Source organism: Chlorogloeopsis fritschii PCC 6912 (assembly GCF_000317285.1).
Classification (GTDB): domain Bacteria; phylum Cyanobacteriota; class Cyanobacteriia; order Cyanobacteriales; family Nostocaceae; genus Chlorogloeopsis; species Chlorogloeopsis fritschii.
Genome location: NZ_AJLN01000116.1, coordinates 43,267 through 64,082, shown reverse-complemented (window position 1 = coordinate 64,082; position 20,816 = coordinate 43,267). Strand labels below are relative to the sequence as shown.

General features: G+C 42.0%; 20 protein-coding genes and 1 pseudogene. 11 read left to right on the top strand and 10 right to left on the bottom strand.

Annotation, left to right across the window (positions count from 1 at the left end; all coding sequences use genetic code 11):
- Nucleotides 1-97 precede the first annotated feature (97 nt).
- The 6 genes from UYC_RS0124240 (at nt 98) to UYC_RS0124215 (ending at nt 5,074) form a co-directional block, all read left to right on the top strand.
- Complete coding sequence (locus UYC_RS0124240) at nt 98-985, top strand: SDR family oxidoreductase (RefSeq protein WP_016874711.1); 888 nt, start codon at nt 98-100, stop codon at nt 983-985.
- A gap of 744 nt (nt 986-1,729) precedes the next feature.
- The gene (locus UYC_RS0124235) at nt 1,730-2,065 is read left to right on the top strand and encodes a phospholipid-binding protein (protein WP_016874712.1); all 336 of its coding nucleotides are present in this window, start codon (nt 1,730-1,732) and stop codon (nt 2,063-2,065) included.
- A 134-nt stretch (nt 2,066-2,199) separates the two neighbouring features.
- Nucleotides 2,200-2,859, top strand: coding sequence for an SH3 domain-containing protein (locus tag UYC_RS0124230; protein WP_016874713.1), 660 nt, complete (start codon nt 2,200-2,202; stop codon nt 2,857-2,859).
- Nucleotides 2,860-2,908: 49 nt separating this feature from the next.
- Nucleotides 2,909-3,391, top strand: a complete 483-nt coding sequence (locus UYC_RS0124225) for a hypothetical protein (protein WP_016874714.1) — start codon at nt 2,909-2,911, stop codon at nt 3,389-3,391.
- 114 nt (nt 3,392-3,505) lie between these two features.
- Nucleotides 3,506-4,120: a hypothetical protein gene (locus UYC_RS0124220; protein WP_016874715.1), complete on the top strand. Its 615-nt coding sequence runs from the start codon at nt 3,506-3,508 to the stop codon at nt 4,118-4,120.
- Nucleotides 4,121-4,189: 69 nt separating this feature from the next.
- On the top strand, nt 4,190-5,074 hold the full coding sequence (locus UYC_RS0124215) for a hypothetical protein (RefSeq protein ID WP_016874716.1): 885 nt from the start codon (nt 4,190-4,192) through the stop codon (nt 5,072-5,074).
- A 222-nt stretch (nt 5,075-5,296) separates the two neighbouring features.
- On the opposite strand, the gene gcvP is transcribed toward UYC_RS0124215, so the two are convergent.
- The 3 genes from gcvP to gcvT all read right to left on the bottom strand — a co-directional run bounded on the left by gcvP (nt 5,297) and on the right by gcvT (nt 10,104).
- Nucleotides 5,297-8,260: an aminomethyl-transferring glycine dehydrogenase gene (gene gcvP / locus UYC_RS0124210; protein WP_016874717.1), complete on the bottom strand. Its 2,964-nt coding sequence runs from the start codon at nt 8,258-8,260 to the stop codon at nt 5,297-5,299.
- A 248-nt stretch (nt 8,261-8,508) separates the two neighbouring features.
- Nucleotides 8,509-8,895 (bottom strand): glycine cleavage system protein GcvH, encoded by a 387-nt coding sequence (gcvH, locus tag UYC_RS0124205; protein WP_016874718.1) that lies wholly within the window; start codon nt 8,893-8,895, stop codon nt 8,509-8,511.
- A 69-nt stretch (nt 8,896-8,964) separates the two neighbouring features.
- On the bottom strand, nt 8,965-10,104 hold the full coding sequence (gene gcvT, locus UYC_RS0124200) for a glycine cleavage system aminomethyltransferase GcvT (protein WP_016874719.1): 1,140 nt from the start codon (nt 10,102-10,104) through the stop codon (nt 8,965-8,967).
- A 132-nt stretch (nt 10,105-10,236) separates the two neighbouring features.
- Between gcvT and UYC_RS39570 the strand changes: the two genes are divergently transcribed.
- Nucleotides 10,237-10,557 carry a hypothetical protein gene (locus tag UYC_RS39570; protein ID WP_162139011.1) on the top strand — a complete coding sequence of 107 codons (321 nt, stop codon included), beginning with the start codon at nt 10,237-10,239 and terminating at the stop codon, nt 10,555-10,557.
- A 5-nt stretch (nt 10,558-10,562) separates the two neighbouring features.
- Here the strand turns inward: UYC_RS39570 and UYC_RS40415 are convergent.
- Nucleotides 10,563-10,631 (bottom strand): annotated as a pseudogene (locus UYC_RS40415) (hypothetical protein); the annotation flags it as partial.
- A gap of 65 nt (nt 10,632-10,696) precedes the next feature.
- Nucleotides 10,697-10,900, bottom strand: a complete 204-nt coding sequence (locus tag UYC_RS0124190; protein ID WP_016874720.1) for a type II toxin-antitoxin system HicB family antitoxin — start codon at nt 10,898-10,900, stop codon at nt 10,697-10,699.
- Nucleotides 10,901-11,380: 480 nt separating this feature from the next.
- Between UYC_RS0124190 and UYC_RS0124180 the strand changes: the two genes are divergently transcribed.
- Nucleotides 11,381-13,117, top strand: a complete 1,737-nt coding sequence (locus UYC_RS0124180) for a DUF1565 domain-containing protein (protein WP_016874721.1) — start codon at nt 11,381-11,383, stop codon at nt 13,115-13,117.
- 150 nt (nt 13,118-13,267) lie between these two features.
- Here UYC_RS0124180 and plsY read toward each other — a convergent pair whose 3' ends face one another.
- The 4 genes from plsY to UYC_RS0124155 all read right to left on the bottom strand — a co-directional run bounded on the left by plsY (nt 13,268) and on the right by UYC_RS0124155 (nt 17,222).
- On the bottom strand, nt 13,268-13,951 hold the full coding sequence (gene plsY, locus UYC_RS0124170; RefSeq protein WP_016874723.1) for a glycerol-3-phosphate 1-O-acyltransferase PlsY: 684 nt from the start codon (nt 13,949-13,951) through the stop codon (nt 13,268-13,270).
- A gap of 297 nt (nt 13,952-14,248) precedes the next feature.
- Nucleotides 14,249-15,514 carry a DUF3086 domain-containing protein gene (locus UYC_RS0124165; protein WP_016874724.1) on the bottom strand — a complete coding sequence of 422 codons (1,266 nt, stop codon included), beginning with the start codon at nt 15,512-15,514 and terminating at the stop codon, nt 14,249-14,251.
- Between the two features lie 305 nt (nt 15,515-15,819).
- On the bottom strand, nt 15,820-16,242 hold the full coding sequence (locus UYC_RS0124160) for a DUF3119 family protein (RefSeq protein WP_016874725.1): 423 nt from the start codon (nt 16,240-16,242) through the stop codon (nt 15,820-15,822).
- Between the two features lie 182 nt (nt 16,243-16,424).
- The gene (locus UYC_RS0124155; protein WP_071588439.1) at nt 16,425-17,222 is read right to left on the bottom strand and encodes an MlaE family lipid ABC transporter permease subunit; all 798 of its coding nucleotides are present in this window, start codon (nt 17,220-17,222) and stop codon (nt 16,425-16,427) included.
- 517 nt (nt 17,223-17,739) lie between these two features.
- Here UYC_RS0124155 and UYC_RS0124150 point away from each other — a divergent pair.
- From UYC_RS0124150 to aroH, 3 genes are all read left to right on the top strand, one after another.
- Nucleotides 17,740-18,027, top strand: a complete 288-nt coding sequence (locus UYC_RS0124150) for a hypothetical protein (RefSeq protein WP_016874727.1) — start codon at nt 17,740-17,742, stop codon at nt 18,025-18,027.
- A 452-nt stretch (nt 18,028-18,479) separates the two neighbouring features.
- Complete coding sequence (sppA, locus tag UYC_RS0124140; RefSeq protein ID WP_016874729.1) at nt 18,480-19,301, top strand: signal peptide peptidase SppA; 822 nt, start codon at nt 18,480-18,482, stop codon at nt 19,299-19,301.
- Nucleotides 19,302-19,399: 98 nt separating this feature from the next.
- Nucleotides 19,400-19,768, top strand: coding sequence for a chorismate mutase (aroH, locus tag UYC_RS0124135; RefSeq protein WP_016879697.1), 369 nt, complete (start codon nt 19,400-19,402; stop codon nt 19,766-19,768).
- Between the two features lie 87 nt (nt 19,769-19,855).
- Here aroH and crtR read toward each other — a convergent pair whose 3' ends face one another.
- Nucleotides 19,856-20,755, bottom strand: coding sequence for a beta-carotene hydroxylase (gene crtR / locus UYC_RS0124130; RefSeq protein ID WP_016874731.1), 900 nt, complete (start codon nt 20,753-20,755; stop codon nt 19,856-19,858).
- Nucleotides 20,756-20,816 lie beyond the last annotated feature (61 nt).

The following is a 20,816-nucleotide window of genomic DNA, read 5'->3' as shown; positions in this document are numbered from 1 at the left end:
GTCGTGGGGGATACTTTTAAAGAAGAATTCAGAATATTCTGGCTTCTGGCTCCTGGCTTCTGAATTCTTATTCTGGCTAAAACCCTGAAATTAAGATATGCAAAAACTATTAATTACCGGAGCTAGCGGCTTTTTAGGTTGGCATCTCTGTCAACTAGCAAAGCAAAATTGGGAAGTTTATGGAACTTATTTCTCTCATCCGATCGAAATTCCCAACATAAAAATGCTGAAAGTTAACTTGACAAACTTTCAAGAACTTAAGCAGATATTTAGTGACATTCAGCCGCAAGCATTAATTCATACAGCAGCGCTCTCACAACCAAATTATTGTCAAAATTATCCTGAAGAATCCTACGCAATTAATGTTACAGCTTCGTGTAATATTGCTGGATTGTGCGCAGATTATTTAATTCCTTGTGCTTTTACTTCCACTGACTTAGTTTTTGATGGCTTAAATGCTCCCTATCAAGAAACAGATCCCGTATCTCCTGTCAACTTATATGGTGAGCAAAAAGTCATGGCTGAACAGGAAATGTTAGAATCCTATCCCAAGACTGCTGTGTGTCGAATGCCCTTAATGTTTGGTGCAGCAACACCCATCGCCACCAGCTTTATGCAACCATTCATACAAACTCTGCAACAAGGAAAAGAATTAAATTTATTTATAGATGAATTTCGTACACCCGTAAGCGGCATAACTGCAGCAAAAGGATTGTTATTAGCATTAGAAAAAGTTAACGGGCTGATTCATTTAGGAGGTAAAGAAAGAATTTCCCGTTATGATTTTGGACGTCTACTTATTGAAGTATTTCAGCTTCCCTCAACTGGACTGAAAGCTTGTCGGCAACAAGATGTAAAAATGGCTGCACCAAGACCAAGTGATGTTTCTTTAAATAGTTCAAAGGCTTTTGCATTAGGTTATCAGCCTTTGTCGTTACAGCAAGAATTAGAAAAATTAGCTAAAAATAATCGAATTAATAATTAAATTTTGAATTATAAAACTACATATTAAAATCTAGGTTGATAATAGGAAATATTTAAGACAAATAAATAGATAATTTTATGCGATCACATTTTAAATTAATTTATCAAACAGAATTCTGAATTCTTTTTCAAACAGTTTTAGTTTTACTCATATCTTGTACCATCTCATTCAACGAGCCAGAGGCTCTAGTTCTCGTTACCAGGTTTAACCTGATAACGAGAATATTAACTAGCTATAGTAGCTTGATAAAATCTCAAATCAGTCTATTTGTCATTCTCTTGCTGCCGCTGCCATAGCACAGGCTCCTAAACCGAACAGTATTGTATCTAGTCCTAAAAAATTTGTGTCAAGCAGATTTCAGACTTCTTATAGAAAACTTATATAAGTCAAAAATCTATAATTTATAATGTTTGTATATCTAAAATATGGCTAAAGTTTAGCAATTCCATTTGAGTAAAATACATTAGTTTTTAATCTTTGTACTATAAATTATGATTTAAAACTCTCAATTGTATTTTATACAAATAAGAATTTATAAAATTATTTTCTCTGTACAGATTATTCCTTTTGGTAGTTAGAATAATAAAATCTAACTTGTATGATTCTGAAGGAATTTTCCAAGCAATTAAGCTGGATTACTAAGTAGTTTTGACTTGTCAAATAATGACTAGTCTAGTATTTGGCTAGAGCAGATTAATTTTTTAAGTCTAACCATTTTCGTTTTTAAATGGAGCGAAAGCAACTATGGGTTGGTTAAAAAGACTTTTTGGACAAGAAAAACCTCAACAGGCACAAGTAAATCCTAGTCCGGCTCAATCTACTACTGAATCTATTCCTCCAGAGCGGATGGGCTTGAATGGAGAATATGACCAAAGTGGACTAGCAAAGCGAGTTGCTTTAGCATTCGATGAAGATTCCTCTTTAACTGATATTGACACTTTATACGTTGCTCAAACAGGCAGTACCGTAGTTTTAAAAGGGAAAGTTCCTAGTCAGCAAATTCTATCCCAAATGGTTTCTGTTGCTCAGAAAGTTAATGGTGCAACAGCTGTCGATACAAACCAAGTAACAATTGGCTAAAACATTTTTCAGCTTCATATACATTGCTGACGACAGCACAATTTTCTCAACCATATTGTCAAATCTTGGCTGAAGTGTTTTTCTGCTTTTATACCCAGCAACTCTTTTGTATTGGTTAAACAAGAGTAAAAAATATGAAAACTTGGAAATCTTCTTTCAAGGTATCAAGTTCCATAGCCTTCACTGTTGCAGCTATGGCTTTGACCTCCTCCCCAGCTCATGCACAATCTAAACTTCCTGCAAATGTGGCTATTCGTGCTCAAGATGCATGTGTCGATCAAGCCAGAGCTAAGGGATTTAACCTTGAAAATGTTGTGAGTGTTGAATCTGCCAACGCGGATACTGTGAGGGTTGTTCTGAATTTGACTCAGAATGGACAACGCTACAAATTAACGTGCAACTACAACAAAGCTAGCGGCACAAGTGTATATGAGGATACAACCACTACCACAACTACACACCAGCCATTGATCAACCCTTGGTTATTAGGATTAGTTTTACCGCTGGTTGGACTGGGATTGCTGCGGTTATGGACAAAAGGTCGAGGTTCTGATAAACACGATCGCCACACTCGCAAAAACTTGGGCAATCGCTCTGAGGCGATTGTTAGAACCAGGCGCGATCGCCTAGAAATTTATTCTGGGCCTGGCACTACTTATCGAATTACTGGCAATCTCCGTAATGGGCAGCAAGTCATTTTGTCTGGTCGTTACAACAACAATTGGGCAGAACTAGCAGATGGCGGCTGGGTTCCTTTGCAATACCTTGAAACCAATCCTCAATACACATACTAAACGCCCAGTTTTGATTTGAATTACTTTTTACCTAGTAGGAGTAGAAAAAATGACTGCAAACTATACTTCAGATGAATTAAGTAAAATTGCGGAAGCACCCATGATTGTTGGTATGGCAGTCGCCATGGCTGATCTGGGTATTGTCTCAACAGCGATTGAAGCAGCTGCGATGTCCAAAGAAATTGCTGGAGCTGCTCAGAAGTATCCTAACAATTCAATTATTCAATCCGTCTTCTCAGAAGAAATGCTTAGGAGCAATGCGTTTAAAGTCGCAAAGCCTGATATCAAGCCAGAAGAAGTTCAGTCTGGTATGGTGACCGATAAAGCAATTGCTGCTGTAAACACTGCTGTAGAGGTTGTGAATGGAAAAGCCACACCAGAGGAAATTAGCGAATTCAAAGAATTTATCTACTCCTGTGCTGATGCAGTTGCTAATGCTGCCGGAAGTGGACTTTTTGGTACTGGTAACCCCAAAGTCAGCCCTCAAGAAGCAGCCACTTTAACAAAACTCAAAGCGGTACTCAGTGTTTAACAACTGTGCTGATTTGTTTGCATAGTCTAAGTTTTTGCAAACTTATAAATTGATAGAGCTAAGAGTTTAGCTTTATTGTTGCGAGATATTTTGCTCTATTTTGAGGAGAAAACAATGATTTCTGCCCGCTGGCTGAGGGTATTTATCCTGATTTTCCTTTGCCTGCTTTTGTTTACCACTGCTTGTGCCTCCAATCCACCATCTCGCTTTTCCCAAATTCAGAAGGAAACAACTCGCACAGGTGCACCCCCAGCTGTTCTAAAAACGGCCGAGCAAGGTTCTACCTTTAACAAGTTTTTCCCAGGCTCAACAGGAACCTATAATGTTATTCCTGCTCAAGAAAAGAAGGGCTTTGCCGAATACAAGGTGAATAAAGATGGCAAAACAGTTGCCATGCTCTCGATTAGCGATACAATCAGCGTTCCTAGTGCAGCAGCCAAGTACAAAAACAGCACTGAAACACTTGGTAATTACCCGATCGCCGATCAAGGAACCACTGCTACAGGAATTTTGGTAGGCGATCGCTATCAGGTAAAAGTGCTTTCTCGCGATCCATCATTTACCAGAGATGATCGAGTTGCATGGTTGCAGAAATTCGATCTGAGAGGACTGGCAAAGCTAGAGCCTACAGTTGCATCTCCAAATCTTCCTGCATCCTCAAAAATTCCCAAATATTCTGATTCAGCACCCAAACTTCCTCCTGTGTTGTCTCCTCAACCCGCTACTTAAAGGTTGTTAAGTGTTTAAAAGCAGAGTATTTGACTTACTTCTTCCACAATTTCAGAGCAGGAGCCTAATATGAGCAAACCGATATATGAGTTGGTGGATGAGCTACCAAAGGGGGGACTAACTGTAGCGGCATTGAATTCGTTGGATTTTGTTGTTCCCGGACAGTGGAACAATTTAGTAGGCTTTGTCAACACGATTCGTGTCGTGACTGGAGAAACAGACGAAGCACTAATTCAACAAATTGGTGAACGTGCAGTTACCCTATTCAACGATAAATCTCAAGGTTATCAGCGTGCTCTGTGGCTATATGAGACTGTTGATTCTGCCTCAGGTTTTTTGGGTGCAGCTGCCCTGATGAACCGAATTGGGCAAGATACATTTTTGGGATTTCTGAAGAACCTTACTCCCAAACCAGAGCGCGCGCAAAGTATTGACTTATGCGTCAAACTGGTGACAGAGCTGGTAGCCTTTTGCCAAATTAACGGAATTCCGGGTGATAGCATTGGTGACTTCTTGGCTGCTCTTAAAGATTATGGCGGTGAATCTTTGATGCGAATGACAGCTTTGGTTTCCTTTGACGGCTTAATTCCGTTGGGTGCAGGCTTCACAGATCAAGCATTATCGGTATTGAAAGGAATGAGTCCCTCCGATCTAGAGCAAAATCAAACCTTTAAGGGAGTTAAAGATTTAATTCCAGGTGAAAATGCTGCTGGGCAACTAGGATTTATTACCCAAAGCTTTGAGTCTACTAAAGGTTGGATGGATAGCTTTGTATCTTCCAAGCAATTGACTCAAGCTAAAGTAGTTGACAACCTTTCAAACTTCGTTCAGTTCTCAAAAGACAAATTAGATTATGTGGGTGCATTTTTAGACGTGAGTGTCAAGTACTACAGACACACTGGTATTCAAACCTTAGCACGTCGTTTGATTGAGCGGGCTGTAGCGGAAATTTGAGGTGATACCCCGTCATAACCAGGACTTACGCAAAATTTCTCTGCAACTCTCTCTTCTTTGTGTACTTTGTGTTCTTTGTGGTTTTTTCCCGTGTATCACTGCGTAAGTCCTAATAAATTGCGATCGCCTCCTAAATCAGTAAGAACTAGAACATATTTACATTTCTCTAAGTATTTTCCTCACCCCTCTCCTTGCTAAAGAGAAGGGTTGGGTGATGAGATTCTATTGAGAATAAGCCTCCATTGGCAGACAAGAACAAACAAAGTTCCGATCGCCAAAGGCAGCATCAATACGCCCGACAGCAGGCCAGAATTTGTGTTCGCGCGTCCAAGATGCGGGGTAAGCGGCTTGTTGGCGAGAGTAGGGATGATTCCACTCGTCAACAATTAAGCTTTCAGCGGTGTGGGGTGCATTCTTGAGGACGTTATCTTGGATGTCTGCTTTGCCAGATTCAATCTCGGCGATTTCTTGACGAATGGCAATCATGGCATCGCAAAAACGATCCAATTCTTCTTTCGATTCGCTTTCAGTGGGTTCGACCATAATTGTACCTGCCACAGGCCAGGAAACCGTTGGTGCGTGGAAGCCATAGTCCATCAGACGCTTGGCAACATCATCAATTTCGATCCCCGCAGATTTTTTGAGCGATCGTAAATCTAAAATGCACTCATGGGCAACAAACCCATTTTTTCCCTTGTATAAAACCGGATAGTATGTCTCAAGTCGCTTGGCGATGTAGTTAGCATTGAGAATTGCTACTTTTGTCGCCTCCGTCAAACCTGTCGCACCCATCATGGCGATGTACATCCAAGAAATTACCAAGATACTGGCACTACCCCAAGGTGCAGCAGAAACAGCACCAATATGTTGGGTACTAGGGATCAGGGATTGGGGATTGGGAACTTCTTCTTTTCTAGTCCCTAGTCCCCAGTCCCCAGTCCCTATTACAGGGTTACCGGGAACAAAAGGCACCAGATGCTTGGCGACGCCAATTGGCCCCATACCAGGTCCACCACCACCATGAGGGATACAGAAAGTTTTATGCAAGTTCAAATGACAAACATCTGCACCAATATCCCCTGGGCGGCAAAGCCCGACTTGGGCGTTCATATTTGCCCCATCCATGTAAACTTGTCCACCATGGGCATGAACAACAGCGCAAATTTCTTGAATTTGTTCTTCAAACACACCGTGTGTTGAAGGGTAAGTCACCATCAAAGCCGCGAGTTCTTTGCTGTGCTTTTGTGCCTTTGCCTTTAGATCTTCTAGATCAATATTACCTTGGTCGTCGCAGGCAACAGCTACTACCTTCATTCCACACATTACCGCACTTGCCGGGTTTGTCCCGTGGGCAGATGTGGGAATTAAACAAACTTTCCGGTGTCTTTCTCCACGGCTTTCATGATACTGGCGAATAACTAAAAGTCCAGCGTACTCACCTTGAGAACCTGCATTGGGTTGCAGAGAAATTCCAGCAAATCCAGTAATTTCCGCTAACCATTCCTCTAGTTGTTGGAACAGAATCTGATAACCCTGCGTTTGCGATAGGGGGGCAAAGGGATGAATCTTAGCGAATTCTGCCCAACTTACAGGTATCATTTCCGCTGTCGCGTTCAACTTCATCGTACATGAACCCAAAGGAATCATCGATGTCGTCAGCGATAAGTCTTTAGTTTCTAGCCTGTGCAGGTAGCGCAACAACTCAGTTTCTGAGTGATAGCGGTTGAAAATGGGATGGGTGAGGTAGCTGCTGGTGCGGGAAAGATGGGCACAGAGAGGATTGGGGGATAATTCTTCTAAACTAAAAGGTAATTCATCCTTGCCTGCAAAAATTGCTAGTAGGTCTTTTACATCTGCAATTGTCGTAGTTTCATCAAGTGAAATACCTACAGCAGCTTCATCAAAAATTCGCAGATTAATTTTCTTTTGTTCGCAAGCTGCAAGAATATCTTTTAAACTGCCCCTTCCTAGTTCTACCCGTAAGGTATCAAAGAAATATTCAGAACTAATCTTATAACCTAGAATTTTCAGTCCTTCTGCCAAGATGACAGTTAGTTTATGGATATTCTCGGCAATAGTTTTGAGTCCATTCGGGCCGTGATAGACAGCATACATACTTGCCATCACCGCCAACAACACTTGTGCCGTACAAATATTGCTAGTTGCTTTTTCGCGGCGGATGTGCTGTTCGCGGGTTTGTAAAGCCAAACGTAATGCAGGTTTACCTTGGGCATCTTTTGATACACCTACAATTCGTCCTGGAACTTGTCGCTTGTATTCTTCTTTGGTAGCAAAATAAGCCGCATGAGGCCCGCCATAGCCCAAAGGAATACCGAAGCGTTGAGTACTGCCGACGGCAATATCAGCCCCAAATTCACCAGGAGGTGTCAAAAGTGTCAAGCTTAGAGGATCTGCTGCTACCGTTACCAATGCCCCCACAGCATGGGCTTTTTCTACAAAAGCGCGGTAGTCATAAATAGTGCCATCACTGGCAGGATACTGCACAATTGCCCCAAAAATCGGTTCTGAAAAATCAAAGGTTTGATGATCGCCGATGATGATATTTATCCCTAAAGGCTTTGCCCGTGTTTGCAGAACATCGATAGTTTGGGGATGGCAGTCTTGGGATACAAAGTAGGTATTGGACTTATTCTTGCAAAAACCATAGCTCATGCTCATAGCTTCTGCTGCTGCCGTAGCTTCATCCAACAATGAAGCATTTGCAATTTCCAAACCCGTCAGATCTATAATCATTGTTTGGAAATTCAGTAGCGCTTCCAGTCGCCCTTGGGCAATTTCTGGCTGATAGGGAGTGTAAGCAGTATACCAACCAGGGTTTTCTAGGATATTGCGCCCAATTACTGGTGGGGTAATACTGTCGTAATATCCCATACCGATAAACGAGCGGAAGATGCGATTTTTTAAAGCTATTTCTTTTAACTTTGCTAGTGCTGCGTACTCACTGAGCGCTGCTGGCAAATTTAATCGACGAGATAGTCGAATCGACTGCGGTACTGTTTGCTCAATCAGGGTATCCAAGGAAGAAAACCCCATTTCCGCAAGCATTTGCTGGATCTCGTCGCCATTCGGCCCAATATGTCGTTGCTGAAAATCACTTGACTTTTTATTGTCTTCGCCTGGCGTCTTGCGATCGCCTGACTGAGGACGAGGAGTGGATGCTACCACAAATAGTTTCTCCAGACGTTACTATTTCATATTTTGCAATAAGTATATTTGAGGCGTGGAGCAAAACTCTCAGTTTCTGTAAGATTAATAAAATTTTTTGGGAGTGGTTAGTCATTGGTCATTAGTCATTGGTCATTTGTTAGTGGTTGGTAGAGACGCGATAAATCGCGTCTGTACAATTACTCCCCTTGTCTCCTTGTCTCCTTGTCCTCTTGTCTCCCACTCCCCCTTGCCCCCCTCCTTCCCAACTACCCTTCTACTTGGGCGCTATACTCATCTGCGGTTAATGCATCATCAATTTCACCAGGATCGTTAACCCGCACTTTAATAAACCATCCTTCACCATAAGGATCGTCTGCAACTTGTTCGGGAGAGTCTAACAGAGGTTCGTTACGGTCTATTACAGTACCAGTAATTGGTGAGTTTAAGTCTTCAACGGCTTTTACTGATTCAACTGTGCCAAAAGTTTCTCCTTTAGTAATAGCATCACCAACTTCTGGCAATTCCAAAAATACAATATCTCCCAATTGATCTACAGCAAAGGCGGTAATGCCAATTGTCGCAATTTCCCCCTCTAATCGCACGTATTCATGGGTATCTAAGTACTTTAAATCTCCAGGATATTCCAAAGACATATTGCTTCCTCTTCCACAATGGCAAAAATCAACATGGCTAATAGCTAATGGCTAATGGTAAAGACATTATTAGCTGTTTGCAACACGAGCTTTTGAACGGTAAAAAGGTTTTTTCACCACTACCGCCGGGTAAGTTTTACCGCGAATTTCCACTTCTAGCTGCTGGCCAACAGTTGCTAGCTGGGTAGGAACATAGGCTAGAGCGATCGGATAACCGAGCGTAGGAGATAGTGTACCACTAGTAACTTCTCCTACTACAGTACCTGCTGATAATACTTGGTAGCCGTGGCGGGCAATGTTACGTCCTTGCATTTGCAAACCTACGAGTCGGCGCTGTACTCCAGCAGTTTTTTGCCGTTCTAATATGGCACGCCCAATAAAATCAGCTTTGGTATCAAGATGCACTAGCCAACCCAAACCAGCTTCTAAAGGGGTGGTGGTGTCGTCGATATCTTGTCCATAAAGTGCCATTGCTGCTTCTAGCCGGAGAGTATCTCTAGCACCCAATCCGCAAGGGGTAACACCAGCATCAACAAGACTACGCCATAATTTGACGCCCTCTTCAGGATCTAACATAACTTCAAATCCATCTTCTCCGGTGTAACCAGTACGGGCAAGGAAGGCGGTTTTGCCTAATACAGGTGCTTCGAGGTGACTGAATGCTTTAACTGGGGTTAAGTCGGCTTGCACAAAGGGCTGAAGAGATTCAACTGCTTTTGGCCCCTGGACAGCAATTAAGATTTTTCCTTTGGAAAGGTCTTGAAAATTGAATTCGTTGGCGTCAAGATGCTGCAATAACCATGCTTTATCTTTACTGGTGGTGGCAGCATTGACTATCATCACTCCCTGTTGTTCGCCAGAGGAAGTTTCGCCGTAGTAATAGAAAATAATGTCGTCAATAATACCACCTTTTGGATTTAACAATACGGTGTATTGAGCTTGACCAGGTTGTAACCTACTCAAGTCTGAAGGAACTAGATATTGAAGTTTTGAAATTAAGTTTTTCCCTTGAAAGGTAAATTTACCCATGTGGGAAATATCGAACATTCCTGCTGCATTTCTTACAGCCTCGTGTTCGTTGGTAATACCGCTAAATTGTACGGGCATTTCCCAACCACCAAAGCTGGTAAGCCGTGCTTTTAGTTCTTGGGCAAGGAAATATAGGGGTGTTTTATATAGGGGGAGGGCGTTTTCTTCTTGTTTAGCCACAGGTAGTTTTGTTATCTTAGGTCAACCTTTATATATCCTACGAGATTAATTAGAACCTCACTGTTTGAGGAAATGGAGAAGTGGGGCGATCGCATTTTTTTCGAGGGTAGATAATGCCTACACCCTGGAAGGGTGAGGCTATACAAACAAAGCCCACCTGCGTGGGCTAGGGGCGATCGCATTTTTTCTGTAGATCATGCCCTCAGACTAGAAGTCTGGACGGCAGTCGCTACAACGGGGGAAACCCCCAAGGGCGCGCTGCCACCCTTACGGGAAGCCGCTACTCTTCGAGAACGACTTCGTCGAACGCGTCTACGGCTAGATAAACAAAGCCTACCTGCGTGGGCTAGGGGGCGATCGCATCTCATTTATAACAAGTCTAAAAATCGGTCAACTCCTATACGCGCCTGCTTTAGAATTCGAGCCAAAGTAGAACGCTTGATTGGTCGATGAGCCGGAACTGTTAATTTTAATACTTCATCTGGCATGGTTTTTTCTAGTCTGATATGACTACCCCGTTGGCGCACAATAACCCATCCATCCCGTTCTAAAGCTGCAATAATCTATGTGTAAGGTAAGTTGGGAACTTTACTCACAGTACCAATTCCCTCACAAGTGCTCCCTCTTGAGTCATTAATTCATCTTCTAATGGCTCAAGGTAGAGTTCGATTGCCTCTTTGATATTTTCTAATGCTTCTTCGATTGTTTCTCCTTCGCTGATACATCCTGGAAGTGAGGGAACATAAATTGTGTATCCGCCTTCATCACTCGGCTCTAATACAACTTTTATCTTCATAGTTGGGCTTTTGAAGCTACTTTATCTATTGTTAATCATGTTAAAACGCACTTACCAATCTGCCCTCAAACTAGAAGGCGATCGCTTGACTGGTTTGAGTTGGTTTGTAGTGCGATGACTTCAAATTTGTCTCACGCAGAGGCGCAGAGAAATCAGGAGTGTAGTTTAAATAGGTGATGCTGTAAGCTCAGAACTCGAAGTTTCAAGCTCAGAACTCGAAGTTTCATGTTTGGAACTCGAAGATTCATGTTTGGAACTCGAAGATTTGTGTTCAAAACTCGGAGTTTCATGTTCACAACTCAAAGTTTTATATTCAGAACTCAAATTTTCATGTTCACAACTCGAAGTTTCAAGCTCGGAACTCAAAGTTTCATGTTCAGAACTCCATAAATAATTATAAAATTTGTAAAATCCATCACTATTAGCTGATTTATTTTTCTAATCTAAATTTAGATTCATCTCTCCATCGGTGGTGTCGTCATGATCCAGTACAGTTATCGAGTATTGGCAGCCACTGTTGCTTTTTCTTGTGTTTTACCCTTAACAGTTCAAGCCGCTCCACCAGTTGAACCTCAAAGGACTACTGCACAGACAGTGGAATTCGCGCAGCAACGCATTTTGTATGTTAACCCTCAGCAAGGCACAGATGCCCCTAATGCTGGCAAAGGTCAATTGACTCCTTTTAAGACAATTACCTATGCCCTGCAACAGGCAGAACCTGGTACGGTAATTCAGTTAGCCCCTGGACAGTATCAGGCTGGGGAGACTTTTCCGCTCAAACTTAAGCCAGGAGTCATTCTCAAAGGTAACGAATTCCAGCAGGGGCAGGGAGTTGCGATCGTTGGTGGGGGTGACTATCTCAGCCGTATCTTTGCCCGCCAAAATATCACCCTCTTAGCTGCCCCAGATAGTCAAGTTATCGGTGTCACTATTACTAATCCCAATACGCGTGGCACTGGCATCTGGGTAGAATCCGCCAATCCCACTATTCGTAACAATACCTTTGCCAACAACAAGCGAGAAGGCGTTTTTGTCACTGGCAACGCCGATCCCAAAATTCAGAACAATCAATTTATTAATAACGATGCCAATGGAATTTCTGTAACTGGAACAGCCAAAGGCGAAATCCGGGGAAATACGTTTCAAAAAAACGGTTTCGGTTTAGCGATCGGTGGCTCTTCTACTCCGTTAGTAGTCAATAACCAGATTCGAGGCAGCAGAAGTGGCGTGGTGGTGACGGAGAAGGCGCGTCCAAATTTGCAGGCTAATTTCGTTGAAAATAACAGTCAAAATGGTCAAATAGCAAGCATTCCCACTCAGCCAAATCTAGGCAATAATACTTTTCAAAATAATCTACAAAATAATAGTGAGTATGGACAAATAGCAAGCACTCCCACTCAGCCAAATCTAGGCAATAACACTTTTCAAAATAATCTAGAAAACAACGGTGAAAATGGACAAATAGCGATCGCTCCCACTCAGCCCAATCTAAGCAATAATAATTTTCAAAATAATCTAGAAAACAACAGTGAATATGGACAAATAGCGACTGCTCCCACTCAGCCAAATCTAGGCAATAATGACTTTCAAAATAATCTACAAAATAACAGTGAGTATGGACAAATAGCAAGCACTCCCACTCAGCCAAATCTAGGCAATAATGACTTTCAAAATAATGTAGAGGAAGTAAGTAATGGGGCGAACTCTACACCAACAGAACCACAGTTACCAGCAATAATAGTGCCGACGCTTCCAGATAATGGTATATGGACGAGGTCGGATCGGGGGATATTAAAAGAAGGGGTATATAGCTTTCCAAATGGATCTGTTATTTACTCAAATGGAAACAACGCATTTTGTGGTTTCACAAGCTCAGAGCATTATGAGAGTTTTGGTAGAGGTTGGGATCAACTAAAGCGAATCACTGAACAGGATAGAGTCAGAGCTATATCTGATATGCGCTATGATGGCCCCTGTCCCCTCGCTGATGCAAATAGAAATAGCAAGGTGTTTGTTTATGACATCAACCGCAACAATGTGGGGAATAGCCAACAGCCTACAGGTTCAAGTGTAGCAGTCCAACCACAGGACAAATTGGTTCTGATTATCGGCAATAGAATAGTGGTAGTCACCCCTGATGGCAGAGTGTTTGCCCATGACATTAGCGGGAACACTATGGGAAATGTCAACCAGCTTCCAAATCCAAGTGGTAGATAAGTGGTTAGGCAAAATTAAAGTTACGGGTGGAGATCGGGGAACAGGGTTGGGGGTACAGCTTAAAGAATGTTTAATTAATTTTGTTAAATCTGGGATAGATTCAGCATGAGCAAGTTGTGTCATCGCTGGCAGATAGAGATAATGCTGAGATTATGCAGTTTGTTCTGGTTCTGCTTGTTCTAATTTCTGTCCTAATTTTGGCTCTGTACCAGCAAGTAATCGTTCAATATTACTGCGATGTCGCCAAACTACGTATAATCCACCGACGATGCCAAACAAGATGTAGGGCAGTGGTTGGTGCAAAATTACCATGAAAATGGAAACAGCGATCGCACCAAAAATTGAACTTAAGGAAACTATCCGTGAGATGGCGACGACGACAGCAAAAACTCCTACTGTTGCCAATGCCACCTGCCAATTCATCGCCAATAAAACGCCCAAACTAGTTGCAACGGATTTACCGCCACTAAATCCTAAAAAAATAGATTTACTGTGTCCGAGTATTGCTGACAATCCTGCTAAAGTTACTATCCAAGATTGCCATATTTCTAGATTTACTGTTGAGGGAATCAAGTTTTGACTCTGGGCAAAATTGAATAACCAGTAAACGAGGAAGATTGCTAAAACTCCTTTTAGGCAATCAATTCCTAAAACAAAAGCTCCAGGGCCTTTACCTAAAGTTCTTAACACATTAGTTGCGCCTGTAGAACCAGAGCCAATTTCCCGAATATCAATGCCTTTGAGTAGCTTCACTACTGTGTAGCCTGTAGGAATGGAACCTAGCAGGTAGGCTAATACCAAAATTGCCCCACATAAACTGAACCAAATAGCCATATGTCAACCAGTCCAAAGTCAAAAGTCCATAGTAAAGAGTCTACATTGCATAGAATCCATTCATTCCCTCAGACTGGAAGTCTGGGGCTATACAAACAAAGCCTGCCTCCGCAGGCTAAATACTTTAAATTAAGTAAAGAGTTTACATGAATCTATTCATTCCCTCAGACTGGAAGTCTGGGGCTATACAAACAAAGCCTGCCTCCGCAGGCTAAATACTTTAAATTAAGTAAAGAGTTTACATTGCATAATCCAAAACTACTGACTAATGACTAATGACTAATGACTAATGACTAATTAAAAATCATCATCATAACTTCTCATCATTTTCGGATCGGGGGCAAAGGCTAACCACAGGGGAAATTGCAGTAGTGCTAAACTAATTTGCTCTTCGGAGTCGTCAATAATAATCAAAGGCAGCATCTTGGATTTCTGCAAGCGATCGGCTTTTTGGGCTAAAGCTTCTGGTGTCTCAAATAATGTTACTCCGCGATCGGGGCCAAAATCTGGACGACCAATTCCCAAGCAGTCTTGCAAGCCACGCCGCCACTCACCTAAGCGTTCTGGCGTATTAGCTAAAACTAAAGTGCGCAGGCGATCGCCATATAATTTGTGCAATATCGAGATCACTGCTGAACTAATCAGTATATTCTGCAATCTGCTTCCCATTGTTCGCAAAGCACCCCGCCCTCCTTGGTTGAAAAACCAGTCAGAAACCCGTTCAGCGTGAACTGGTTCAAAGGTACGGCGCAATTGCCAAGGTGGGCCATAATAATCTGGTTTGTTGCGATATTGATCTATTAGACGGCGAATTTGTTTTGTGGTGTCTTGAAACTGCTGTTGGGCGAATTGAGGTGTTCCTAACTCAGTTTCTGCTGGCTTCACGTCTTTGATAGCGGGTTTTTCGGGTTCTGGCTTAGTCTTCGGCACTAGTTGCAACTGTTCTGCTGCTACTGCCAAATCCTGTAAGCTACCTGTGAGATAGTCTTTAAAACCCTGCACCCGAATTGCCAAGTCTTGAGAAGCACCTGCAAATGTGGTTCGCATCTCGTTACGGATGCGTTCTTGGCGTCGTTCTAGCTGTTCTATCGAAAGTTGCAATGTTTGTTTGCGTTGTTCTAGCCCAGCAAGCGCTTCTTGCACTAGTTTCCCCATTGCTGTTTGCGTTTGTTGCATTTGGGCTTGCAAGCTGGCAATTTCTTGTTTGAGAGCTTTTTCTTGTTTTTGTAGTTCGGCGATTCGTTGAGCGGCTTCTAGCTGATTATCTTGTGAGTTAACTTCTGATCTGAGGGTGAGTGTTGCCTCTTGTTCTTGTACGGCAATATCATCAGCAGATAACTCTTGTTTTGACTCGTTGATGAGGCTTGTTGCTTCTGTATTTATAAGGGGTGAATCAGAAGTGGAGTCGTCTACTTCTGTGTCAAGAGTAGAGTTTTGCGCTGCTACTTCCGCCACTGCTTCAACAGATGAGTTTTCTTGTCGATCGCTTGTAGGGTTTTGTTCTTCTTCTTGCACTAAGGACTCTTCTGTTGGTTGTGGGGCTTGATATTCCTCTGGATTCATAAACTATAGTGTAATGACGATGACACAATTAAATAACTTTCAGAAAATATACAATTTACGAACTATAAAAGTCTCTAGTCCTGAGGGGAGCAAAACTTGCGGTAAGTCTGAAGGTTCACCCCTTTCCGAGATGACAGACACAACAGCTACTTTCGCAACTGTCACATTGCTATCATAGACCATTGCTGCTGTCGAACACACGCTAATTAATGCTCGTGTAAGCGCTTGATTGGGCTTTGGGCAGATTGAAATTATTTATGAAAATCTAGCTTCGTGCAGGTATTTTGTTGCGAGTAGGATTTGATTTAAGACTCAATACGCGGACAACGTTCTTCCAGACACTTTTTCAAGGTGTTGGGGTCAAATAAAATAGGTAAAAAGTGAATGCTTTTAACTTCTTTAAAGTAAAACAGGATAGGAATTTTATCCCAAAAAATACGCCAGTTTTGCCATTCTAGATAAGGAAAGCGCCTAATTAATTTTTCGCCTCTATAGATATCTAAATCGGTGGCGGTAAATTGCAGTCGTATTGTTACTGCCTGAAACATCAGAAACAATCCCAAAATCGCGATCGCACCACCTACCCAAGGTTGTAAAAATAGCAGTGGAATGGCTGCGATCGCTAACACTACAGGTATGTTGTAACTGGGCTTAAGTTCGACAGTTGATGCCGATAATGGTGCTTTTGAAGTAGTCACAGTCTTAATTCCTGTTTTGTGAGTAGACATCATTCATATTTTAGAAGTTAGTCATTGGTCATTGATTAGTGGTTAGTGGTTATTAGGGGCGGGTTTAGAAGATAAATTATCAGTTTAAACGGCAAGATTATCAATAAAACCCGCCCTTACAGTAGTTAGTAGTTCTCCCCATCTCCCCTAGCCCCTAGTCCCTAGCCCCTAGTCCCTAGCCCCTAAAACCCTTGTAGCAAAGCACTTCCCGCTCCTTGAAACATTAGCCAAGAGAGAAAGAAATTACTAATAAATATAATCAGCAAGGCTGTAACCACAGCAGTTGTAGTTGATTGTCCTACGCCTTTAGCTCCTCCGGTTGTTGTCAAGCCCCAACTACAACCGATGACAGCAATTAATACTCCAAAGCAACACCCCTTGATTAAGGCGCTTAAGATATCCCAAGTATCAAGAAAGTTACGGGCTGAGTCTAAAAACTGTGTATCAGAAAGATTGTATACATTAGTAGCAATAAATAATCCCCCTAGCATCCCTGTCACCAAAGACAAAAGGGTTAAAACTGGCATCATTAAAAAGCAAGCAATTACACGGGGAATAACTAGGTAATCTACCGGATCTGTTTTTAACATTAATAAGGCATCAATTTGTTCTGTAACACGCATTGTGCCGATTTCTGCTGCAAATGCCGAACCAACACGTCCTGCTAATATTACAGCAGTTAAGACAGGGGAAAGTTCTCGTGTTAGCGCAACCGCCAGTACTCCACCCACGAGATTTCCTGCACCAAAGGTAATAAACTCCCGCGCTACTTGAATAGTAAATACCGCACCTACAAAAATAGCCGTTAAAAGGGCAATGAACAGTGAATCTGGCCCTACTGCTGCCATTTGTTCTAGGGTATTGCGTCTATGGATTTTGCCTCTAAGGAGGTGAACTAGTACTTGTCCACCCAAAAAAACTGCTGCCAGCAACCGCTGACCCCATTTTCCCAAACTAGATTTAGATATAGTCTCGTTCAATGTTCACTATTTAACTCGGTAACTGCATTTAGAATAGCGAATTTAGTGAATGGTCAATAGTCATTGGTCATTTGTTAGTGGTTAGTGGATAGTAGGGGCGGGTTTAGAAGATAAATTATCAGTTTAAACGGCAAGATTATCAATAAAACCCGCCCTTACAGTAGTTAGTAGTTCTCCCCATCTCCCCTTGTCCCTGTTCCCTGTCCCCTGTCCCCTATCCCCCTCTTCTGGTTAACTTAGGTTAAATCTCATCTCAGAAATTAATATTTCGATTTACAGTGCTTACACTCCAAATATCACTGGCAATCTTCTCGTCATGCCTGATTTTTCAAGGTTTAAACAGAGTTTTGCTCAGATTGAATTTGACAACTCTGTTGAGAAATTATGTGTAGGTATTTTAATGAAAACTTAAGATTTTTGAAATCTCACCCACTGTGGAGCGATCGCACTTATTGTAGAAAGTGACAACTGAGGTAAACGGCTATTGTCCTCTTGAACCACGGAGCCAAACCTAATTATGACGATTTTAACGAACTTTCTGCGCTCGCTATTGCTTACGATTATTCTCAGTTTCGTCGCCCCCATGTTTCTTGTTGGCGCGATACTATTGATTTTATCGCTGATAGATTACATTCCCGGCTTGCAAGGAGCGGGTGAGGCGATCGCTAATCATATATTGCAGTTTCTCGTCATTTTTGGTAGTGGCACTGCCTTCAGAGGACTATTTGTAATTAGTTTGACTTGTGGTTTTGTAGGAGGACTGTTTGATACTTATGCTTACTATCGGTGTCAAATCTTACGATAGTTTACATAAATATGCGTAAAGTAAATTTGCTATTGTTGATTTATTAGTTAGCAAGCAGCTTAACTTCCAAAAGTTCAAAAATATTGCCATCCCCATCTAAAACAAGATTGGCAAAGGTAAATTATTATTTATCACAATATTTATAATCTAAAATACTTAATTACTTTGTCTGATATTTCTTTGATGCTACAAGCTCCCAGATCGATCTGTAGAGTTAATCCAAAATCTAAAATTAAATGACTCAAGTTCAGTCTTGACTTTTTACCCTAAACTTTTACAAAGCAGTTTTAGCGGCGGTTAAGTTAGCATATAAAAAAGGCACACGCAAGTTGTAAAAATTAAATTACAATTCAGATGAGTGTCAAACCTGCTTATTTTCTTTGGAATAAAAAAGCAGGTGAAACTAGCATTTATGTTTTTGAGATTCTATTTAGAGGTGTTTTTAACTGCCCATGATTTGGCCTTTTAAGCCTAAGTTTCGCAAACAAATTGCTCGAATTGAAATTACTGGTGCGATCGGTAGTGCAACTCGCAAGCGAGTTTTAGAAGCCCTGAAAACTGTAGAAGAGAAAAAATTTCCGGCTCTACTGCTACGTATTGATAGCCCTGGCGGTACAGTGGGAGATTCTCAAGAGATATACAGTGCCTTGAAGCGTTTGCGCGAGAAAGTCAAGATTATAGCTAGTTTTGGCAATATTTCTGCTTCTGGGGGTGTATACATTGGTATGGGTGCCCAACACATCATGGCTAACCCAGGTACAATTACGGGTAGCATTGGTGTGATTTTGCGTGGCAACAACTTGGAACGCTTGCTAGAAAAAATCGGTGTTTCTTTTAAGGTAATTAAATCTGGCCCCTATAAAGACATTCTGGCTTTTGACCGAGAACTGACTGAACCTGAGCAACACATTTTACAGGAATTGATTGATACTAGTTACCAACAGTTCGTGCAAACAGTAGCTGAGGGGCGGAATTTAGCAGTAGAAGCTGTAAAAAGTTTCGCCGATGGTCGAATTTTTACCGGGCAGCAGGCTTTAGAATTGGGTATTGTAGACAGATTAGGAACCGAAGAAGACGCACGTCGATGGGCAGCAGAGCTAGTCGGTCTTGACCCAGAAAAGACACAAGTCTTTACACTAGAAGAACGTAAACCCTTGTTAAGTCGATTATTGCCAGGCACTCGTCAGGTTTCATCTGGGTTAGCCAGTGGCATTGATTGGTTGGAATTTGAAATGTCTACCAGTGGTTTACCTTTGTGGTTGTATCGGCCTTAAATCGTCATTTGTCATTTGTCCTGTATCCAGCAGTCCCAAACTAATGAATAATGACTTAATGACTGAATCTTAAGGAGGATTGATTAGTGGAGTGGCGAATGCGGGCGATTCGCGGTGCAACAACAGCCTCGGAAAATACGCTGGAAGCGATGCGAGAAGCTGTCATGGAGTTAATGGATGAACTGGAAAAACGCAACCATCTGCATCCATCAAATATTGTGAGCGTGACTTTTACAGTGACACGAGATTTAGATGCAATTTTTCCAGCTGCGATCGCCCGCCAACGTCCCAATTGGGATTGCGTCGCCATGTTAGATGTACAACAAATGTATGTTCAGGGCAGTTTGGAGCGATGCATCCGGCTATTAATTCATGCCTACCTGCCAGCCTCCGACCCAATTTACCATACATATTTGCGTCATGCCGCCGAGTTACGTCCTGATTGGAGTTTGCCCCAACCTCTGTAATCAGGCGCAGAAAATCTCAATATGGGCGGTTTTTTTATGAAGTCCACCTAACGTGGACTTTGTTTGTACAACCCAATTATTTCTTTGCTAGCTTTCCTCTGGTTTTTGATGATGAAAACGAATTCCTAAAAAAATGTCATAAACGAAAGCAAAAAAGTCTTTTTTTTGTAGTAATCCTAACGATTGGTAACTACCTTTTTCATCTAGAAGAGGCTTCATGAGATAGTATGTGGGTTGATAATTGTACCAGGGAATAGAAGGCCACAAATGATGAATTAAGTGGTAATTCTGTCCGAGAATGAGAATATTGAGAATCGGGTTTGCATAGACGCGGGCATTTTTCCAGCGATCGCGCTCCACAAAGGGACGATGGGGCAAGTAATCAAAAAATAACCCCAATGTTAAACCAACGATGCCAGAAGGTACGAACCAAAAATTTAGAACATAACCCAAAAAGTGGTACTGTACCGAAAGATAGATAATTGCCACTACAAATAAGCGGCTTGCCAACCATTCTAAAAGCTCGTATTTTCGCCAGAGGCGACGTTTAAAGAAAAACACTTCATGATAGAAAAAACGTACCGCTATCAGCCATAATGGCCCGCCAGTAGAGACAAAGTGATCTGGGTCATCTTTTGGATCGTTGACATGAGCATGATGCTGTAAATGCACCCGTGTAAACACCGGAAAGGCAAAAACCAGCATCAAAGCACTACCATGTCCTAGCATCGCATTAATTATCTTATTGCGATGGGCGGCTTGGTGACAGGCATCATGAATCACCGTGCCAGAAATATGTAAGGCAAGAATGTTCATGACAAAAGATAACCAATGCGGCCAATGCCAAACCCAGTAACCCAGACAAGATAGCACAACAATTCCCACTGCTGCTAAAAACATTAGCAGTGTTGGATTTAAACCACCGGGAGGCGCTAATAATTCTTTTGGGGGGACTGTCAGTGGCTTCCGTGCCTCCGACACGAGCATCGCAAACTCCTTACTTACTCAAATTTTGTTAGTTGGTGTGAGGGCATAGACACGTAAAATC

Bases quoted from the DNA above. Each gene is read 5' to 3' on its own strand.
- UYC_RS0124240 (WP_016874711.1), top strand. From the start codon at position 98: ATGCAAAAACTATTAATTACCGGAGCTAGCGGCTTTTTAGGTTGGCAT.
- UYC_RS0124235 (WP_016874712.1), top strand. From the start codon at position 1,730: ATGGGTTGGTTAAAAAGACTTTTTGGACAAGAAAAACCTCAACAGGCA.
- UYC_RS0124230 (WP_016874713.1), top strand. From the start codon at position 2,200: ATGAAAACTTGGAAATCTTCTTTCAAGGTATCAAGTTCCATAGCCTTC.
- UYC_RS0124225 (WP_016874714.1), top strand. From the start codon at position 2,909: ATGACTGCAAACTATACTTCAGATGAATTAAGTAAAATTGCGGAAGCA.
- UYC_RS0124220 (WP_016874715.1), top strand. From the start codon at position 3,506: ATGATTTCTGCCCGCTGGCTGAGGGTATTTATCCTGATTTTCCTTTGC.
- UYC_RS0124215 (WP_016874716.1), top strand. From the start codon at position 4,190: ATGAGCAAACCGATATATGAGTTGGTGGATGAGCTACCAAAGGGGGGA.
- gcvH (WP_016874718.1), bottom strand. From the start codon at position 8,895: ATGTCTTTGGAATATCCTGGAGATTTAAAGTACTTAGATACCCATGAA.
- UYC_RS0124190 (WP_016874720.1), bottom strand. From the start codon at position 10,900: ATGAAGATAAAAGTTGTATTAGAGCCGAGTGATGAAGGCGGATACACA.
- UYC_RS0124180 (WP_016874721.1), top strand. From the start codon at position 11,381: ATGATCCAGTACAGTTATCGAGTATTGGCAGCCACTGTTGCTTTTTCT.
- plsY (WP_016874723.1), bottom strand. From the start codon at position 13,951: ATGGCTATTTGGTTCAGTTTATGTGGGGCAATTTTGGTATTAGCCTAC.
- UYC_RS0124165 (WP_016874724.1), bottom strand. From the start codon at position 15,514: ATGAATCCAGAGGAATATCAAGCCCCACAACCAACAGAAGAGTCCTTA.
- UYC_RS0124160 (WP_016874725.1), bottom strand. From the start codon at position 16,242: ATGTCTACTCACAAAACAGGAATTAAGACTGTGACTACTTCAAAAGCA.
- UYC_RS0124150 (WP_016874727.1), top strand. From the start codon at position 17,740: ATGACGATTTTAACGAACTTTCTGCGCTCGCTATTGCTTACGATTATT.
- sppA (WP_016874729.1), top strand. From the start codon at position 18,480: ATGATTTGGCCTTTTAAGCCTAAGTTTCGCAAACAAATTGCTCGAATT.
- aroH (WP_016879697.1), top strand. From the start codon at position 19,400: ATGCGGGCGATTCGCGGTGCAACAACAGCCTCGGAAAATACGCTGGAA.
- crtR (WP_016874731.1), bottom strand. From the start codon at position 20,755: ATGCTCGTGTCGGAGGCACGGAAGCCACTGACAGTCCCCCCAAAAGAA.